This is a genomic window from Pseudomonas sp. PDM15, assembly GCF_014851565.1.
Lineage (GTDB): Bacteria > Pseudomonadota > Gammaproteobacteria > Pseudomonadales > Pseudomonadaceae > Aquipseudomonas.
This window is the reverse complement of the sequence record NZ_JACVAA010000006.1, coordinates 352,857-368,800: the sequence shown is the minus strand read 5'-3', so window position 1 is coordinate 368,800 and position 15,944 is coordinate 352,857. Positions and strand designations below refer to the sequence as shown.

Sequence of the window (15,944 nt, the reverse complement as noted above, 5' to 3'; positions counted from 1 at the left end):
TCCGCCGCTCCTTCTGAGGGCCTATAGCTCAGTCGGTTAGAGCAGAGGACTCATAATCCTTTGGTCCACGGTTCGAGTCCGTGTGGGCCCACCAAATGAAAAGTCGCGCACTGCGCGGCTTTCGCTCTTCTAGCCGCCCTTGCGGCGCAGGAAGAATGCGCCACAGCTCACACTGCACTGATGTAGAGTCCAAGTACCGGACGCTTGGTAGCGGAGCCCGTTGCTCAAACCTTGAAAACCCGTGTCGTTCTCAATAGATTTGCGCGCGCCCCACCGCCGTGCCGGCCAGGCCTTCCGACCGGCCAGTCTTTCCTTGAATTACCAGGATGGTGATTGATATGCCGAGCCCCAGCGATTCCACGCCTTTCTCTTATGTGAATCTATCGAGCAGCGTACAGACCAACAGTGTTATCCACGGAACCAAGTGGGGAGGTGCGACTGGCACTGGCACGACGCTGAGTTATAGCTTCATCGGCGCATCTGCGACCTTTGCCGCCGACTACTCGGGAGACAATGAACACCTTGCCGCCTTCGTCCTAAGCGCCGGCCAGCAGACTGCAGCTATCAGTGCCCTGGCCAAGTGGAGTTCGTTAGCCAATATCGCCTTCAACTTTGTCAGCGAAACCACAGCAGAGGTGGGCACGCTGCGCTTCGGTGGTTACACCAATATGGATGCGGACGCATCGGCCTGGGCTTACCTTCCAGGTGGATATGCCGCGGCCGGAGATGTCTGGCTTAGCCCATCAACCGGCAGCGATCCAGAGCCGGGCGACTTCGATTACCACACACTCGTTCACGAGATAGGTCATGCGCTGGGTCTCAAGCATCCCTTCACGACCAGCAGCCTAAACAGTACATCGCTGGCGGGCACGCTATACGACGACGTACGTTATACGGTGATGAGCTACTACGGTCCTTATGCTTTTGAGCCCACCGGGCCGATGTTGCTGGACGTAGCGGCAATCCAGCATCTATACGGCGCTAATATGAACTGGCAAACCGGCAACAACGTTTATCAATGGGGGGCAGACCAGAGTATTTTCGAAACAATCTGGGATGCAGGCGGTATCGACACCATAGATGCCAGCAACCAAGCAGGCGCTGTCAGCGTCAACTTGAATGCAGGTAGCTTCAGTAGCATCGGCACAACCTTCTGGAGCAACGACGGCTATACCAACAACGGGTTGTCAATCGCATATGGCGCCCAGATTGAGAATGCCATTGGCTCTGCACACGACGACACTGTGATAGGCAACGGCGCCAATAATGTACTGGATGGTGGTGCAGGCAACGACACTATCTCCTATCTCTATGCCATACAAGCCGTAACGGTGAGTTTGGCGCTTACCGCCCCCCAAGCCACCGGCGTCTCAGGCACAGACACGCTGACCAACTTCGAAAATCTTGTCGGCAGCCAGTACGACGATCGACTCGCAGGTAATGCTGCGGATAACCAGCTTATTGGCGATGCTGGCAAGGACGTACTGAACGGCGGCGGCGGCGCAGACAACATGATCGGTGGCGACGGCGACGACACCTACCATGTGGACAACCATCGTGATGTTGTAAGCGAAACCAACGCCCTAACCAGCAGTGGTGGCACTGACATCGTCTATAGCGCCCTGAGCGCCTATACATTGGGCAGCAATATCGAAAACCTGCGCATACTTTCCAGCACTGCGGCAGACGCTAGTGGCAATGCTCTAAACAATGTGATCTATGCCGGCGCTGGCAATAATGTTCTCAATGGCGCCGCGGGTATCGACACCCTCTCCTACATCTTCGCCACCCGATCTGTTTCCGTGAACCTTAGCCTTACCAGCGCCCAGACCACAGGAGGCTCAGGCGCTGACACCCTGCTTAACATCGAAAACCTAAGCGGCAGCATCTATGACGATGCGCTCACGGGAAATGGCCTGGCAAATCGACTGATCGGAGATGCCGGTCGGGACATCCTAAATGGCGGAGCGGGTGCCGATGTACTGATAGGGGGCAATGGCAACGACGCTTACTATGTAGATAGTAGTGACGACATAGTCAGCGAAACCAATACTGATTTGACCATCGGCGGCAGCGATACCGTATATAGCTATCTTTCGTCCTATACCCTTGGAAGTAATGTCGAGAATTTATTCATTAATGCCAAGGGCATTGCGAGCGGAGCCGGTAACTCCTTAAATAATACAGTGCATGCGGGGAGCGGAGATAATCGCCTTGATGGAGGTGCTGGGGACGATATGCTTTCGTACCTCAACTATGTCAGCCAAGGTGTCTCCATCAATCTCAGCGTGACTACCGCCCAGTCCACTGGCGGCTCTGGTATAGATACCATTCTTAATTTCGAGCGGCTGGCCGGCAGCAACTACGACGATCGCCTTACCGGAAATGGCGCAGACAACACGCTTTATGGGAACGCCGGCAACGACATTCTGAATGGAGGCGCAGGCAGCGATGTTCTACTGGGCGGCAGTGGTAGTGACCAACTGACAGGAGGAGCCGGTGCAGATCGTTTCGACTTCGATGCCCTGAACGATTTTGGTCTAGGTTTCCTGCGCGATGTGATCAAAGACTTCAAGCTGACCGAGGGCGATACAATCGATTTGTCCGGAGTGGATGCCAACATCGCCACTTCTGGTACCAACGATGCTTTCAGCTTCATCGGTAACAACGCCTTCAGCAATGCGAATGCCAGCGGGCAACTGCGCTTCGAAAGTGGCATTCTCTACGGTAGCGTCAATGCCGACGCAGCCGCCGAGTTTGAAATCCAACTGCTAGGAGTCAGCAGTTTCAGCAGCAACGCCCTTATCGCCTAGAGCATCAATAGCACGATATCACCGCTGCTATAACCATGAAAAAGCCGCGCATCTGCGCGGCTTTTTCTGTATTTCATGCGCTTAAAACCGCGCACATGCAGCACGCCGAACAGCAGCACCTGCAAACGATCCTGCCAGGGCTGGGCCGGACGTTGCAGACGTCCGCAGCAGGGCGATCTCCAGCATATGCACCAGCAGCATCAGTGCCGCGACCCAGGTAATGTAGGGGCCGGAGAAAGGCTGCAGCAGGTTGACCAGCGCCAGCAGCCAGAACACGACCAGCGCGCCCTTGGCGATTCTCAGCATGGACGAATCCTTCAGCTGTAGAGAAAGGTCGGGCCCGGATGTTCGCGGCCGTCGTCGACGCCTACTTCCAGGGCCAGCAGTTCGTTGAGCCGGCCGCTCAGGCGCTCGATCAGCGCGCGCTGCGCCTGTGGGTCGGCGGCCAGGTTGTGCAGCTCGTCAGGATCGCTCTGGGTGTCGTACAGCTCCAGGTCGTTGCGCGCCAGCAGGTCGTCGAAGCTGGCCGAGATGTTGTGATCCTCGGCGGCGAAGTAGCGGGCAAACTTGTAGCGGCCGTCATGGATGCCACGGAACAGCGCGCGATTCTTCATCGACGGACCGAGCTGCATATGCGCCAGCGACTCCTGGATGATCGCCCGGGCGTGACCTGGTCATGGTCGCGCATCACCGCCTCGGTGAAACCCGGGTCCAGATACATGACCACGCCGTAGTCGTACAGGTGGCCGCGCTCATCGCGCGCGGAGCGCTTGCTCGCCCCGCCGATGCTCTCGGCCAGGCTGACGTCCGCCAGCTGCGGATAGCGCTCGACCTGCCCCGCCATGCCCAGCCCGGCCAGTTCCAGCACGGTCGGCACGATGTCGACGGTGGAGCCCAGCGCTTCGCTGGTGAAACCCTACTGGATATCCGGGTGGCGGACGATGAAATTGACCCGGGCGTTCTCCTTGTACATGTGCGGGCCCTTCTGCCGCAGCTGGTGGGCACCGGCCATCTCGCCGTGGTCGGCGGTAACGATGACGATAGTGTCGTCGGCCAGGCCGCTGCTCTCCAGCGCCAGCAGCACCTGTTCGATGGACTGGTCGACGTCGCGCACGCAGTTCAGGTAGTAGCTCTGCAGGACCTGCCAGGCCTGCTCGTCCTTGGGGTCGAGGCGACCATAGACGTTATTGCACAGCTCCACGTCGGCGCGCTGGGCCCAGGGTTTGCGGCTCAGGTCCTCGGCGTAGAAGCTCTTCGGCAGCGGCAGGTCCCAGTGCTGCTCGTACAGCCCGGTGCTCGGCCCGGCGAGATCGGGCCGAGGAAGTTACGCCGCAGGCGGCTCTGCTCCTGCCTGATTCCCGAGCTGTAGAACATGATGTCGTGCGGGTTGACGAAGTTGACCGCGAGGAACCACGGCTGCTCGTCGCTGCGGTGCTGCTGCAGCCAGGCCACCGAGTCGCTGGCGGTGACCTTGTCGTAGATGGAGCCGGTCATCAGCGAGCCATGCGGGTCGCCATTCAGGTTGTAGTCGGCGAAGCCATACGGCAGCAGCGCATCGGTGCTCGGCTGTACCACGCCGTAGGTGAGGTTGCTCGACTGCTCGATGTGCGACAGGTGCCACTTGCCCTTGTAGGCGGTCAGATAGCCCTGCTTGCGCAGCATGTGGCCGAGGGTGGGAATCTGCGGCGACAGCTCGCGGAACGGCGGCAGGCCGACGTTGGCGGTGATCAGCGTCTGCTGCGTGTGCTGGCCGGTGAACAGCACCGAGCGCGACGGCGAACAGGGCGTGGTGTTGACGTGGAAATTGCCCAGGCTCGCCGCGTGCTGCAGCAGCCGCTCGTGGCCGGGCAGCGGCACGGCGCTGGGCAGGTCCTGATGGGCGCGCTGCTGGTCGGTGACGATCAGCTGGATGTTCGGCTTGCGCCCGGCCGGGCGCTGCACCGCCGGAGCCCCCAGCAAGGGGCCGGCCAGGCTGGCGACGCCGGTCGCCCCCGCCAGCTTGAGCAGATCACGACGCCGCATCAGTGCCTCCTTGTCAGCGAATGGTCAGCCCGAAGGGCTCTTCGCCGAAGTCGAAGCAACCGAGGAAGGTCTTGATATCCAGCAGGTTGCCGTCGACCTTGACGTCGCCCAGCAGCATGCCCTTGACCAGCCCGCCCTCGCCAGTCAGCAGGGTATCCATGAAGCTCTTGTCCATCGTCAGCTTGAGCACAGTGCCCTCGGGGATGCCGCGATGCAGTTGGGCCACACCGCGGCGCACTTCCAGCGCCCACTGCTCGCCGACATCGGGGAACTCGAAGCCGAGGGTCATCTGCACATCGGCCGATTTTTCCGGGTCGATGCGGGTCACCCAGTTGCCGAGGAAGGCCTGTGGGGTGAAGTTCTTCACCATCTGCGGCGAGAGGAATACGCCGCGCAGTACCTGAGCCTGCTCGCGCACATCCTCGCCGTCGAACTGCCGTTCCAACTCCATGGCGCTGGTCAGGTACCAGTTGCGCCAGTTGATGTTCATGCTGGCGTAACCCAGCTTGCGGAAGCTGCGCGCCTTGATGTCGCGCGCCAGCTCATCCTCGCGGTCGACGCGGATGGCATAGCCGGAAAGCTCCGCGGCCCATTGGTAGTCGCCGGCGAGGTAGGCCTTGCCCGCCTCCAGCAACAGCTTGTCGCGCCCACCCATCAGGGCGATCAGGCGCTGCGCTTTTTCGCGCGGCGGTATCGGGTCGAGATCCACCGGGTCGCCCTGGAACCAGCCCAGGTAGCCGTTGTAGATCTGCCGCACGCTGTGCTTGACCGTGCCGTAGTACTCGCGCAGGTAGGGGGTGTAGCTGGCCAGGTGCGGCGGCAGCTTGACCTTTTCCACCAGCTCGTCCGGAGTCAGCCCCTTGTTCATCCAGCGCACGGTCTGATCGTGGATATAGGCGATACCGTCGCGGGTCATGCGCAGCACCTCCTCCACTTTTTCTGCGCCGGTCACCGGGCGGCCGTGCAGTGGCACCATGTACTCGGCCTTGAGCGAGCGCAGCAGGTCGAGGCTGGCCACCCACAGCACCGGGTCGCGGAACTTGGTGCCGCGCAGGGTGTGGATGTTCGGCAGGGTCGGCCCCTGGTCGACCTCGGCGCTGATCAGCACCTTGTTGTTCGGCAGGTACAGCACTATCTCGTCCGGCGCCTCGCTGGGCGCGTGGAAGAATTGCACCGGCAGGCCGGCGATGGTGGTGTCCAGACGCTCCTTGAAGGTGATGGTGGGGGCGATGAAAGTCGACGGATCGGCCTTGGCGATCGGGCCGATGCCACCGTTCATATCTTTGTTGTCGGCCGGCTTGAGGAAGGTGCCGAAGGTATAGGCCGAACGCACGCCGAGAACCGGCCCGACCTGCGCGCCCTGGGCTACCACGTTGGCCAGCAGGGTATCGTGGGCGTAGATCTGCACCTCGCCGCTGGCCACCTGCTCGGGGCTGACGAAGGCCTGCACGCCGTTGATGTGGTCCGGGTGGAAGTGGGTGTAGACCACCGCCTTGACCGGCTTGGCACTGACCTTGCGCAGCTCGTCCATGATCTTGCGCGACTCGCTCACCGACTCGCCGGTGTCGACGATGATCAGCCCCTCGGGCGCATCGATGGCGACCACGTTGCCGAGCTGCCAACCGACCGCCGACCAGACGTTGTCGGCCACCTTGTACAGCTTCTGGGTGAAGTGCGCGGTATGCGCCTTGAGTTCGGGATGGATGCTCGGCTCGATGCGTTCCTCGGGCAGGGCGGCAACGGCAGACAAAGGCAGGCTGGCGGCCAGCAGCAGGCCACCGAAACGGCTGGACAGTCTCATGGGGCAGGGGCTCGTGGTGTTTGTTAAAAGTAGCTGCAGACTGATCCAGCCCAAGCCATAATTCCAATGCATTCTTTTCTATGACTTGATGCGTATTTCGCATGAACGATCTTCGTCAGCTTCGTCACTTCGTCGCCCTCGCCGATCATGGACACTTCGCCCGAGCGGCCGAGGCCGTGCACCTCAGCCAGCCGGCGCTGAGCCGCAGCATCCAGGCGCTGGAAAGCGGCCTGGGCTGCACCCTGGTGGATCGGCACAGCCGGGGCATCAGCCTCACCGCGCATGGCCAACTGGTGCTGGAGCACGCACGGCGCCTGCTCGCCGGCAGCCAGGCGCTGAGCAATGCGGTGAGCCAGCTAGGCAATCTAGCCAGCGGCGAACTGCGCCTGGGTTCAGGCCCATACCCCGCCGCGCGCCTGGTACCGCAAGCCATCGGCCAGTTCGCCCAGCGTTATCCGCAGGTGCGCGTGGACCTGCAGATCGACAACTGGCAGCAGCTGCGCACGCGCCTGCTCAACGACCAACTGGAACTGTTCGTCGCCGATATCCGCGAGCTGCACGAAGACCCGCAACTGCGGGTGGAGGCGCTGCGCCGTCATCCCGGTGTGCTGTTCTGCCGCCCGCAGCACCCCCTGCGCCAGCATGCCCGCCCCCTGCAGAGCGGCGAGCTGCAGGCCTATGCCCTGGCCGGCACGCAGCTGCCACAGACGGTGGCGGATGCACTGCAACACCTGGGCGGCGGCCAGGCGCTAAGCATTCAGTGCGACAACTTCATGGTTCTCAAGGAACTGGTATCCAGCAGCGATGTGCTGAGCATGGCGCCCTGGGACGTGATCGCCCACGACGTGCAGGCCGGGCGCCTGGCCCTGTTGCAGCTGAGCGAACTGCCGTTGGCCAGTTCGGCCTACGGCATCGTCAGCCGCGCCGGGCACAGCCTCTCGCCGGCCGCGGAGCAGCTATTGCAGCTGCTCCGCGAGCAGGACCGCGATAGCGAGATCCCGGACCTGCCTTCACCCTGATCCACCTCAGAGCTTATGCCGGGCGGCGTACAGGCAGACCATCTCCATCGCTAGGGTGGCGCCAGCCAGGGCGGTGATTTCCGCGTTGTCGTAAGGCGGCGCCACTTCCACCACATCCATGCCAACCAGGTTGATGCCACGCAGGCCACGGAGGATTTCCAGGGCCTGGTGACTGCTCAGCCCGCCGCAGACCGGGGTGCCGGTGCCCGGCGCGAAGGCCGGGTCGAGGCAGTCGATGTCGAAGGTCAGGTACACCGGGTTGTCGCCGACACGGGCGCGGATCAGCTCGGCGATCTGTTCAGGGGTGCAGCGGTTAACCTGCCGCGCATCCAGCACCTGGAAGCCCATCACATCATCGTTGGTGGTGCGCAGGCCGACCTGCACCGAGCGCGCGGGGTCGACCAGGCCGTCCTTGGCGGCGTGGTAGAACATGGTGCCGTGGTCGATGCGCGCGCCCTCCTCGTCCGGCCAGGTGTCGCTGTGCGCGTCGAAGTGGATCAGCGACAGGGTGCCGTGCTTCTTGGCGTGGGCCTTGAGCAGCGGGTAGCTGATGAAGTGGTCGCCACCCAGGGTGAGCATGGCGCAGCCGGCGGCGAGGATCTTGTCGGCGTGCGCCTCGATGGCCGCCGGGGTGTCCTGCGGCGTGCCGTGGTCGAAGTAGCAGTCGCCGTAGTCGATGCAGGCCAGCAGGTCGAAGGGGTCGAACTCCCAGGGGAAGTGACGGGCCCAGGCCGATTGGATCGACGCGGCGCGGATGGCGCGCGGACCGAAGCGGCTGCCCGGGCGGTTGGTGGTGGCGGTGTCGAACGGCACGCCGCTGACCACCAGATCCACTCCGCGCAAATCGCGGGTGTAGCGGCGGCGCATGAAGCTGGTGATGCCGGCGTAGGTCGGCTCGGCCGCAGTGCCGTAGAGGCTGTCGCGGGTCATCGCCTGGTCGTTGTCGAAGGCTTGGTCCATGGTCATTGCTCGGTCTGGAAGAAGTAATGCTTTTGTAGGAGCGAGCTCTGCTCGCGAAGCATTCGCCGGGGAATTTCGCGAGCAGAGCTCGCTCCTACAGTGGCTCGCTGAACAATCAGTACTGGGTGCGGAACGCCGTCCACAGGCGGGTACGCTGGCGCATCTCGCGCAGCGGCAGGCTCTGTTCGGCGAACAACTTGGCGCGCATGTCCGCGCCCGGATAGATGTCCGGATCGCCGCTCACCGCCTCGTCCAGCAACGGCGTGGCGGCGCGGTTGGCATTGGCGAAGTACAGCGAGTTGGTCAGCTCGGCGATGGCGTCGGGCTTAAGCATGAAGTCGATGAAGGCGCGGGCGGCCGCGGGGTGCGGCGCGTCCACCGGGATGGCCAGGGTGTCGAACCAGATCAGCGTGCCTTCCTTAGGAATCCGGTAGACCACCGAGAACGGCTGCTTGGCCTCGAGGGCGCGGGCGGTGGCCATGCCGGCGTCGCCGGTGTAGGTCAGCGCCAGGCAGGTTTCGCCCTTGGCCAGGTCGTCGATCTGCCGGCTCTGGCCGACGTAGCGCAGGTTCGGCTGCAGCTGGGCCAGCAGATCCTTGGCCGCCTCGCGGTCGGCCTCGGCGGTGCTGTACGGGTCCTTGCCCAGGTAGTTGAGCACCACGGCGATCACCTCCTGCGGCGAATCGAGCACGCTGATGCCGCAGTCCTTGAGCTTGCTGGCGTACTCGGGCTTGAACAGCAGGTCGAGGCTGTCCAGCGCCACGCCGGGCAGGCGCTGCTCCACCGCTTCCTTGTTGATGCCCAGGCCGATGGTGCCCCAGGTGTAGGGCACGCCGTAGGCATTGCCGGGGTCGACGCCGGCCAGCTTGGCCAGCAGTTCGGAGTCGAGGTTGACCTTGCCGGCCAGCTCGCCCACCGGCTGCAGCGCCTTGGCGCTGATGGCGCGGCCGAGCACGCTGGAGGACGGGAAGACGATGTCGTAGCCGCTGCCGCCGGTGAGCAGCTTGCTCTCCAGGACTTCGGCACTGTCGAAGGTGTCGTATTTGACCTTGATCCCGGTCTCGGCCTGGAAGCGCTGCAGCGCCTGCACCGGCACGTAGTCCGCCCAGTTATAGAGGTTGAGAACTTTTTCCTCGGCCTGCACCGGCAAGGCGAAGGCGAACACAAGCAAACTGGCGACTAGGCGCATGAGCGGATTCCTCGGCAGATTCGGTAGCCCGCGCCCCTCTGTTGGGGGCTGTGGAGTGAAGCCATCCTGCGCCGCCGTTTGCTTCCGATAAATACGAAGTGATCTACTCTGGCATCGCCATCTATCAATGTATGGAGCCCCCATGCTCAGCCAACTGCGCGACCTCGACCTGCAACTGCTGCGCCTGTTCGTCAGCGTGGTGGAGAACGGCGGCTTCAGCGCCGCCCAAGGCGAGCTGGGCATCGGCCAGTCGACCATCAGCACGCAGATGGCCAAGCTGGAGACGCGCCTGGGTTTTCGCCTGTGCGAGCGCGGCAAGGCCGGGTTCCGCCTGACGCCCAAAGGCGAGCAGGTGCTGGCCGCCACGCGCAGGCTTTTCGGCGCCATCGAGACCTTCAAGGGCGAGGCCCAGGGCATGGCCGACAAGCTGCTCGGCGAGCTGATCATCGGCCTTTCCGAGTCGCTCGACGGCCATGTTCTGCAAAGCGTCGCCGCGGCCATCGGGCGCTTTCGCCGGCGTAACCAGGCGGTGCAGATCGAGCTGATCAGCGCTACTCCGGCGGAGCTGGAACGGCGTCTGCTGCAGGGCCAGCTGCACCTGGCCATCGGCTACTTTTCCGGCACCCAGAGCGCGCTGGACTACCAGCCGCTGTTCGAGGAACAGCAGTCGCTGTATTGCGCCAAGGGCCACCCGCTGTTCGGCCAGGCTAAAGTCAGCCACGCCGACCTCGACGCCTGCGATCGGGTACTCCACCCCTACCGCTTCATCGCCGCCGACGAACCCTGGCAAGCCGGCAGCAGCAGTGCGCGCTGCGAGCAGGTCGAAGGCAGCCTGGCGTTCATCCTCTCCGGCGCGCACATCGGCTATCTGCCGCAGCACGTGGCGGCGCCCTGGGTCGCCAGCGGACAGCTACGCGAAGTGCTGCCGAACGAAGTCGGCTTCAGCGTGCAGTTCCGCCTCACCCGGCATCGAGGGCGCCAGCCCAGCGAAGCACAGCAGGCCCTCAATGCGGACCTGCTGGCGAGCTTCGCCGGCTAGGGCTCAGCGGCGTGGTCGGCGTCCTGCGTGCTCGCGCTGGCGCAACCGCTCGGCGAGAGCATCGAGCGCATGCAGGGCCTGATGGATGCCCTGGTGCAGGGCGCGCGGCGCGGCGGCCGAGGTGGATGCAGCGGCGAAGTCTTCGGCTTCGAGCTGATAACGCGGGTCGAAGAGGTCGAACCTATCCATAACCAATTCCTCACGAATCGTGGCCAACGCGGTATGCGCGGGCGCAATCGGGCAGTGACAGGCATCGGGGATTGTTCTTGTTCGGCCAGCGTGCCGCCGGTTGATGACACGCCTGCAGGCTATGACCCACCTGCGTGTCGGCGGTTTCGCCGCCGTTGATCAAATTCTGCGCAAACGCCTTCACGAACAAGCCGGCGAAATGTCGCAGCCTGGCCAAACCGCGCGCCAGAGCGGGGGCGTAATCGGCGCGGCGCACTATAGTTTCCTGCTCAAGTCTTCAGTCCGTTCCCCCACTCGTATCCCAGGAGTCACCATGAGCAAGGTTTACAAGGTCGCGGTCATCGTCGGCAGCCTGCGCAAGGCCTCGATCAACCGCAAGCTAGCACTGGCGCTGGCCGAACTAGCTCCGCCCTCGCTGCAACTGCAGATCGTCGAGATTGGTGAGTTGCCGCTATACAGCGAGGACATCGACGTCACTCCGCCCCCGGCCGCCTACACGGCCTTTCGCGACCAGGTGAAAGCGGCCGACGCGCTGCTGTTCGTCACCCCGGAATACAATCGCTCGATCCCCGCACCGATGAAGAACGCCATCGACGTGGGCTCACGCCCCTATGGCCAGAGCGCCTTCAGCGGCAAACCCGGCGCCGTACTCAGCGCCTCGCCAGGCGCCGTCGGTGGCTTCGGCGCCAACCACCACCTGCGTCAATGCCTGGTGTTCCTCGACGTCCCCGTGCTACAGCAACCCGAGGCCTATCTGGGCGGCGCCGGCAACTTCTTCGACGACAACGGCAAGCCGAACGACGGCATCAAGGGCTTCCTGCAGAAGTTCATCGACGCCTATGCCGCTTGGGTGGAGAAAAACCTGAAGGACTAGAGCCCTTGTAGCAGACTGAGGATGGCCTGCGGCCGCTGGTTGGCCTGGGCCAGAATGGCGGTTGCCGCCTGTTGCAGAATCTGGTTCCTGACCAGGTTGGCGACCTCCACCGCGTAGTCGGTATCCCTGATCCGACTGCGCGCCGCGGAGAGGTTTTCCGACATGTTCTGCAGGTTGGCGATGGTGTATTCGAGGCGATTCTGCACCGCGCCAAGCCCGGCCCTGGTGCTGTCTATCATGCTCAGCGCCCCGTCTATGACACCGATTGCCGTCTGCGCTCCGGTATCGGTGAGCAGGTCGACTTCAGCGACCTGCTCAAAGTGGCTGAAGTTGGTCGCCGTGCTGCCGTCCACGGTCGCCACATCCACTGCAGTCGAGAAGGCCGAGGCACTGCTCAGGCGCACCACACCGATGGCACGTAGGGCCGAGTCGTCGGTCAGCGTGGCCACCGAGGCGGTCAGCTCTTCCTCGCCGGCATAGTCGAAGCCCTGTACCTGAGCCGTACCGGTACTTTCCGAGAGGAAATTTTCCAGGGCAATATCGTCGCCCCGCTCGCTGATCATCCATAGCTGGCCGCCTTCGACGCGCGTGAAGATACCGGTTTCCAGCGACTCGGCATTGATTGCTTCGGCCAACTGCGTGAGGTCGCCATTCTCGATCTCGGCACTGATGCTGAGCGCATCGCCATTCAAGTCCTGGAGATCGAAGGAGTAGCGGTCATCGGCACTAAAGCTCAGCTGCAGCACGGTGCGCGCATCCGCCGTCACGCCTGTCTGATCGGAGCGCTTGTTGATGGCCTTGGCCACCTCCCATGCAGAGCCCGCCACCGCGAAGCTCTGGGTCTTGCGCCCGGCGATGGTCAACTCGCCACTCACATCGTTGTCCGGCAGGCTGCCGTTCTGCTGCAACAGCCCACCCAACTGATCGGCGGTGCCACTGCCCGCGGTGCCATTGGTCAAATCGCGAACATTGCTGCCCAGACGGTTGGCGTTGAAGTTGCCGAGCCCGATGGGAATAGACTCGAAAGCACCTGCGCCTACCTGGATGGCGGTCGAGCCAAAACTGCCATCGAGCAGCTTGCGACCGGCGAAGCTGGTGGTTTCGGCAATTCGCGTCAGCTCCTGCTGCAGCTGCGCGACCTCCTGCTGCAGTGCATCGCGCTCGCTACCGCCGTTGGAGCCGTTGGCCGCCTGCAGCGCAAGGTCGCGCATGCGCTGGAGGATATTGGTGGATTGTTGCAGCGCCCCTTCGGCGGTTTGCGCCAAGGATATGCCATCGTTGGCATTGCGGATCGCCACGCCCATGCCGCTGATCTGGCTATTCAGGCGATTGGAGATGATCAGACCGGCGGCATCGTCCTTGGCGCTGTTGATGCGATAGCCGGTGGACAGACGCTGCATCGAAATTTCCAGCGCACGCGTCGACTCATTCAGCGCACGCTGAACGCCGAGTGACGACACGTTGGTAAGAGTCAACGCCATGCAGGCAATCCCTTGGACAACAGCTGTTCCCTGGCCGATACCACAGGCCCAATCCGACCTATCGCCAGAGCCATCGGCCGTAGCCGGGAATTCTTTAGACCGTCCGTCTCCCTCGTCAGGACGGGCTAGGCTTGTCTGCACTGCAGGAGATTGCCATGTCCACCGAGCCGCCCGACGACAGCCACTGGCTGGCCCCCGACCAGGATCGGCGCCAGGCCGAGGGGCTGGGCGCGGCGCTGGAGGTGCGGGCGCGCAGCGGCGAGTCCATGCGTGGCTTTCGCCTCAAGTACGCCAATCTCGCCGGCATCGACCTGGTCCATCACGGCAGTCGCGAGGGCTATGACCTGCGTGAGGCCGACCTGTACCGCGCCGACCTGCAGAACGCTCACCTGTTCGCCCTGAACCTGCGCGGTGCCTCGCTGATGAAGGCCGACCTGCGTGGCGCCAACCTACACTGCGCCGACCTGCGCGACTGCAACCTGCTGGGCGTGCGCCTGGAAGGCGCGCGGCTGGACAATGTGCTGTGGGATCGCCAGCTGATCCAGGAGCGCCGGGGTCGCGAGCGCCAGCGGGAAGGCGACGCGGAAGGCGCGCGGCAGAACTTCGAGGAGGCCGAGGAGACCTACCGCAACCTGCGCCTGCGTCTGGAGAAGGCCGGCCTGTTCGAGCAGGCCGGGCAGTTCTTCCACCGCGAGATGGTCATGCGCCGCCTGCAGATGCCGCGGCTGTCGAGCCGGCGCCTGTTCTCCTGGTTGGTCGACCTGTTCTCCGGCTACGGCGAGAAGCCGCTCAACGTGGTGCTGTTCTCCCTCGGCCTGATCGTCGCCTGCGGCCTGCTCTACTTCCTGGTCGGCGTGCGCCATGGCGACCTGCCCCTAGGCCTGGCCCTGGAGCGTGGCCTGGCGGCCAACCTGCGCGACCTGCTCGACTGCCTCTATTACAGCGTGGTGACCTTCACCACCCTGGGCTATGGCGACATCACGCCCCACGGCCTGGCGCGGCCGATCGCCGCCTTCGAGGCCTTCGCCGGCAGCTTCACCATGGCACTGTTCGTGGTGGTGTTCGTGAAGAAGATGACCCGCTGATGCAGGGCGAATCGACCGTGTTGGCGGTGCTGGTGATCGGTGCCGGCTTCTCCGGCATCGGCATGGGCATTCGCCTGCGTCAGGCCGGCATCGAGGACTTCTTGATCCTAGAAAGGGCCGGCGAGATCGGCGGCACCTGGCGCGACAACCATTACCCGGGCGCCGCCTGCGATGTCGAGTCACACCTCTACTCCTTCTCCTTCGAGCCGCGTGCCGACTGGTCGCGCAAGTATTCCGGGCAGGCGGAAATTCTCGACTACCTGCAGCACTGCGTGCGCCGCTACGGCCTGGCGCCGCATATCCGCTGCAACGCGACCATGACGGCGGCCCGCTATGACGAAGCCGGCGGCCACTGGAGCGTGCAGCTGGCGAGCGGCGAACAGCTGCGCACGCGGGTGCTGGTCAGTGCCGTCGGCGCGCTCAGCGAACCGGCGATTCCCGCACTGCCGGGCCTGGCCGACTTCCGCGGCGTGCGCTTCCACTCCGCGCAGTGGGACCACACGCAGGACCTGAGCGGCAAGCGGGTGGCGGTGATCGGCACGGGCGCCAGCGCCATCCAGTTCGTGCCGCCGCTCGCCGAACAGGCCGGCCAGTTGCTGCTGTTCCAGCGCACCCCGCCATGGATCCTGCCCAAGGCCGACCGCACATTCAGCCCTGGGGAGAAACGCCTGCTGCGCCTGCGTCCGTTGCAGTGGCTGTACCGCGCACTGATCTACTGGATCAACGAATCGCGGGTGCCCGGCTTCGCCCGGCGCAGCGACTGGCTGCTCAAGCCGGCCGAACGCATGGCCCTGCACCACCTGCGCCGGCAGGTGCGCGATCCCGAGCTGCGCCAAGCACTGACACCGGACTACCGCATCGGCTGCAAGCGCATCCTGATCGCCAACGACTACTACCCGGCCCTGCAGCGCCCCAACGTGCGCCTGGTGCGCAGCGCCATCGCCCAGATCGGCGCCGACCATGTCGACACCCAGGACGGCCAGCGCCATGCGGTGGACACACTGATCTTCGCCACCGGCTTCCGCGCCACCGAATACCTGCACGGTGTCGATATCGTCGGGCGCCAGGGCCTGAGCCTGCGCGAGGCCTGGCGCGATGGCGGCGAGGCCTACCTGGGCATCGCCTGCGCCGGCTTCCCCAACTTCTTCATGCTCACCGGCCCCAACACCGGCCTCGGCCACAGCTCGATGATCTTCATGATCGAGGCTCAGCTGAGCTTTATCATGCAGGCCATCCAGCGCCTGCACGACGACGCTCTGCGCAGCATCGAGGTGCACCCCGAGGCGCAGCAGGCATTCAACGCGCAGTTGCAGCAGCGCATGGCCAACTCGGTGTGGACCAGCGGCTGCCGCAGCTGGTACCTCGATGCCAACGGGCGCAACACCACCCTGTGGCCGGCCAGCACACTGGCCTACTGGTGGCAGACCCGGCGCTGGCCGGCCGAGGCCTTCACCCTGGAGCCGAACGGCTGA

At 63.9% G+C, this 15,944-nt stretch carries 17 protein-coding genes, 1 tRNA gene and 1 pseudogene; 7 read left to right on the top strand and 12 right to left on the bottom strand.

Annotated elements, in window-relative coordinates:
* The first annotated feature begins 17 nt into the window (after positions 1 to 17).
* Together IB232_RS18370 and IB232_RS18365 are read left to right on the top strand one after the other, a co-directional pair.
* Positions 18 to 94 (top strand) — tRNA-Ile (locus IB232_RS18370).
* A gap of 244 nt (positions 95 to 338) precedes the next feature.
* Entirely contained in the window at positions 339 to 2,813 is a 2,475-nt protein-coding gene (locus IB232_RS18365) for a M10 family metallopeptidase (protein WP_192400021.1), read from the top strand.
* An 81-nt stretch (positions 2,814 to 2,894) separates the two neighbouring features.
* Here the strand turns inward: IB232_RS18365 and IB232_RS18360 are convergent, their stop codons facing one another.
* From IB232_RS18360 to IB232_RS18350, 6 genes are read right to left on the bottom strand one after another with little or no spacing between them, the layout of a single operon-like run.
* The gene (locus tag IB232_RS18360) at positions 2,895 to 3,119 is read right to left on the bottom strand and encodes a DUF1145 domain-containing protein (RefSeq protein WP_225592390.1); all 225 of its coding nucleotides are present in this window, start codon (positions 3,117 to 3,119) and stop codon (positions 2,895 to 2,897) included.
* Positions 3,120 to 3,130: 11 nt separating this feature from the next.
* Positions 3,131 to 3,445: a hypothetical protein gene (locus IB232_RS23605; protein WP_225592389.1), complete on the bottom strand. Its 315-nt coding sequence runs from the start codon at positions 3,443 to 3,445 to the stop codon at positions 3,131 to 3,133.
* Positions 3,424 to 3,690, bottom strand: coding sequence for a hypothetical protein (locus tag IB232_RS23600; protein WP_225592388.1), 267 nt, complete (start codon positions 3,688 to 3,690; stop codon positions 3,424 to 3,426). The genes IB232_RS23605 and IB232_RS23600 overlap by 22 nt, the downstream gene beginning before the upstream one ends.
* 39 nt (positions 3,691 to 3,729) lie before the next feature.
* Entirely contained in the window at positions 3,730 to 4,014 is a 285-nt protein-coding gene (locus IB232_RS23705) for a sulfatase-like hydrolase/transferase (RefSeq protein ID WP_412547743.1), read from the bottom strand.
* Between the two features lie 29 nt (positions 4,015 to 4,043).
* Positions 4,044 to 4,835: a sulfatase-like hydrolase/transferase gene (locus IB232_RS23595; RefSeq protein ID WP_263863950.1), complete on the bottom strand. Its 792-nt coding sequence runs from the start codon at positions 4,833 to 4,835 to the stop codon at positions 4,044 to 4,046.
* Positions 4,836 to 4,848: 13 nt separating this feature from the next.
* Positions 4,849 to 6,636 carry an alkyl/aryl-sulfatase gene (locus IB232_RS18350; RefSeq protein ID WP_192400020.1) on the bottom strand — a complete coding sequence of 596 codons (1,788 nt, stop codon included), beginning with the start codon at positions 6,634 to 6,636 and terminating at the stop codon, positions 4,849 to 4,851.
* A gap of 101 nt (positions 6,637 to 6,737) precedes the next feature.
* On the opposite strand from IB232_RS18350, the gene IB232_RS18345 reads away from it, so the two are divergent.
* Entirely contained in the window at positions 6,738 to 7,655 is a 918-nt protein-coding gene (locus tag IB232_RS18345; protein WP_192400019.1) for a LysR family transcriptional regulator, read from the top strand.
* Between the two features lie 6 nt (positions 7,656 to 7,661).
* Here the strand turns inward: IB232_RS18345 and speB are convergent, their stop codons facing one another.
* Together speB and IB232_RS18335 are read right to left on the bottom strand one after the other, a co-directional pair.
* Positions 7,662 to 8,615: an agmatinase gene (gene speB / locus IB232_RS18340; RefSeq protein ID WP_192400018.1), complete on the bottom strand. Its 954-nt coding sequence runs from the start codon at positions 8,613 to 8,615 to the stop codon at positions 7,662 to 7,664.
* A 115-nt stretch (positions 8,616 to 8,730) separates the two neighbouring features.
* Positions 8,731 to 9,804, bottom strand: coding sequence for a polyamine ABC transporter substrate-binding protein (locus IB232_RS18335; RefSeq protein ID WP_192400017.1), 1,074 nt, complete (start codon positions 9,802 to 9,804; stop codon positions 8,731 to 8,733).
* Between the two features lie 142 nt (positions 9,805 to 9,946).
* Here IB232_RS18335 and IB232_RS18330 point away from each other — a divergent pair, with 142 nt between their 5' ends.
* Positions 9,947 to 10,843 carry a LysR family transcriptional regulator gene (locus IB232_RS18330; protein ID WP_192400016.1) on the top strand — a complete coding sequence of 299 codons (897 nt, stop codon included), beginning with the start codon at positions 9,947 to 9,949 and terminating at the stop codon, positions 10,841 to 10,843.
* Between the two features lie 3 nt (positions 10,844 to 10,846).
* Here the strand turns inward: IB232_RS18330 and IB232_RS18325 are convergent, their stop codons facing one another.
* Together IB232_RS18325 and IB232_RS18320 are read right to left on the bottom strand one after the other, a co-directional pair.
* On the bottom strand, positions 10,847 to 11,032 hold the full coding sequence (locus IB232_RS18325; RefSeq protein WP_192400015.1) for a hypothetical protein: 186 nt from the start codon (positions 11,030 to 11,032) through the stop codon (positions 10,847 to 10,849).
* A gap of 10 nt (positions 11,033 to 11,042) precedes the next feature.
* Entirely contained in the window at positions 11,043 to 11,288 is a 246-nt protein-coding gene (locus IB232_RS18320; protein ID WP_192400014.1) for a hypothetical protein, read from the bottom strand.
* A 57-nt stretch (positions 11,289 to 11,345) separates the two neighbouring features.
* Between IB232_RS18320 and IB232_RS18315 the strand changes: the two genes are divergently transcribed.
* Positions 11,346 to 11,906 (top strand): NADPH-dependent FMN reductase, encoded by a 561-nt coding sequence (locus tag IB232_RS18315; RefSeq protein WP_192400013.1) that lies wholly within the window; start codon positions 11,346 to 11,348, stop codon positions 11,904 to 11,906.
* Here the strand turns inward: IB232_RS18315 and IB232_RS24025 are convergent.
* Both IB232_RS24025 and IB232_RS24020 read right to left on the bottom strand, forming a co-directional pair.
* Positions 11,903 to 12,469, bottom strand: coding sequence for a flagellin (locus IB232_RS24025; RefSeq protein WP_412547746.1), 567 nt, complete (start codon positions 12,467 to 12,469; stop codon positions 11,903 to 11,905). The two genes, IB232_RS18315 and IB232_RS24025, sit on opposite strands and share 4 nt — an antisense overlap.
* A 558-nt stretch (positions 12,470 to 13,027) precedes the next feature.
* Positions 13,028 to 13,387 (bottom strand): annotated as a pseudogene (locus tag IB232_RS24020) (flagellin); the annotation flags it as partial.
* A 155-nt stretch (positions 13,388 to 13,542) separates the two neighbouring features.
* Between IB232_RS24020 and IB232_RS18305 the strand changes: the two are divergent.
* The gene (locus tag IB232_RS18305; protein WP_192400012.1) at positions 13,543 to 14,472 is read left to right on the top strand and encodes an ion channel; all 930 of its coding nucleotides are present in this window, start codon (positions 13,543 to 13,545) and stop codon (positions 14,470 to 14,472) included.
* A complete protein-coding gene (locus tag IB232_RS18300; RefSeq protein WP_192400011.1) occupies positions 14,472 to 15,944 on the top strand; it encodes a flavin-containing monooxygenase in 1,473 nt (490 codons plus the stop codon). Before IB232_RS18305 ends, IB232_RS18300 begins: the two co-directional genes overlap by 1 nt.

What these genes read in the sequence shown, in the direction of transcription:
- IB232_RS18345 (WP_192400019.1), top strand. Translation starts at nt 6,738, where the DNA reads ATGAACGATCTTCGTCAGCTTCGTCACTTCGTCGCCCTCGCCGATCAT.
- speB (WP_192400018.1), bottom strand. Translation starts at nt 8,615, where the DNA reads ATGGACCAAGCCTTCGACAACGACCAGGCGATGACCCGCGACAGCCTC.
- IB232_RS18335 (WP_192400017.1), bottom strand. Translation starts at nt 9,804, where the DNA reads ATGCGCCTAGTCGCCAGTTTGCTTGTGTTCGCCTTCGCCTTGCCGGTG.
- IB232_RS24025 (WP_412547746.1), bottom strand. Translation starts at nt 12,469, where the DNA reads ATGATCAGCGAGCGGGGCGACGATATTGCCCTGGAAAATTTCCTCTCG.
- IB232_RS18365 (WP_192400021.1), top strand. Translation starts at nt 339, where the DNA reads ATGCCGAGCCCCAGCGATTCCACGCCTTTCTCTTATGTGAATCTATCG.
- IB232_RS18300 (WP_192400011.1), top strand. Translation starts at nt 14,472, where the DNA reads ATGCAGGGCGAATCGACCGTGTTGGCGGTGCTGGTGATCGGTGCCGGC.
- IB232_RS18325 (WP_192400015.1), bottom strand. Translation starts at nt 11,032, where the DNA reads ATGGATAGGTTCGACCTCTTCGACCCGCGTTATCAGCTCGAAGCCGAA.
- IB232_RS18330 (WP_192400016.1), top strand. Translation starts at nt 9,947, where the DNA reads ATGCTCAGCCAACTGCGCGACCTCGACCTGCAACTGCTGCGCCTGTTC.
- IB232_RS18350 (WP_192400020.1), bottom strand. Translation starts at nt 6,636, where the DNA reads ATGAGACTGTCCAGCCGTTTCGGTGGCCTGCTGCTGGCCGCCAGCCTG.
- IB232_RS18305 (WP_192400012.1), top strand. Translation starts at nt 13,543, where the DNA reads ATGTCCACCGAGCCGCCCGACGACAGCCACTGGCTGGCCCCCGACCAG.
- IB232_RS23605 (WP_225592389.1), bottom strand. Translation starts at nt 3,445, where the DNA reads ATGCAGCTCGGTCCGTCGATGAAGAATCGCGCGCTGTTCCGTGGCATC.
- IB232_RS18360 (WP_225592390.1), bottom strand. Translation starts at nt 3,119, where the DNA reads ATGCTGAGAATCGCCAAGGGCGCGCTGGTCGTGTTCTGGCTGCTGGCG.
- IB232_RS23595 (WP_263863950.1), bottom strand. Translation starts at nt 4,835, where the DNA reads ATGCGGCGTCGTGATCTGCTCAAGCTGGCGGGGGCGACCGGCGTCGCC.
- IB232_RS18315 (WP_192400013.1), top strand. Translation starts at nt 11,346, where the DNA reads ATGAGCAAGGTTTACAAGGTCGCGGTCATCGTCGGCAGCCTGCGCAAG.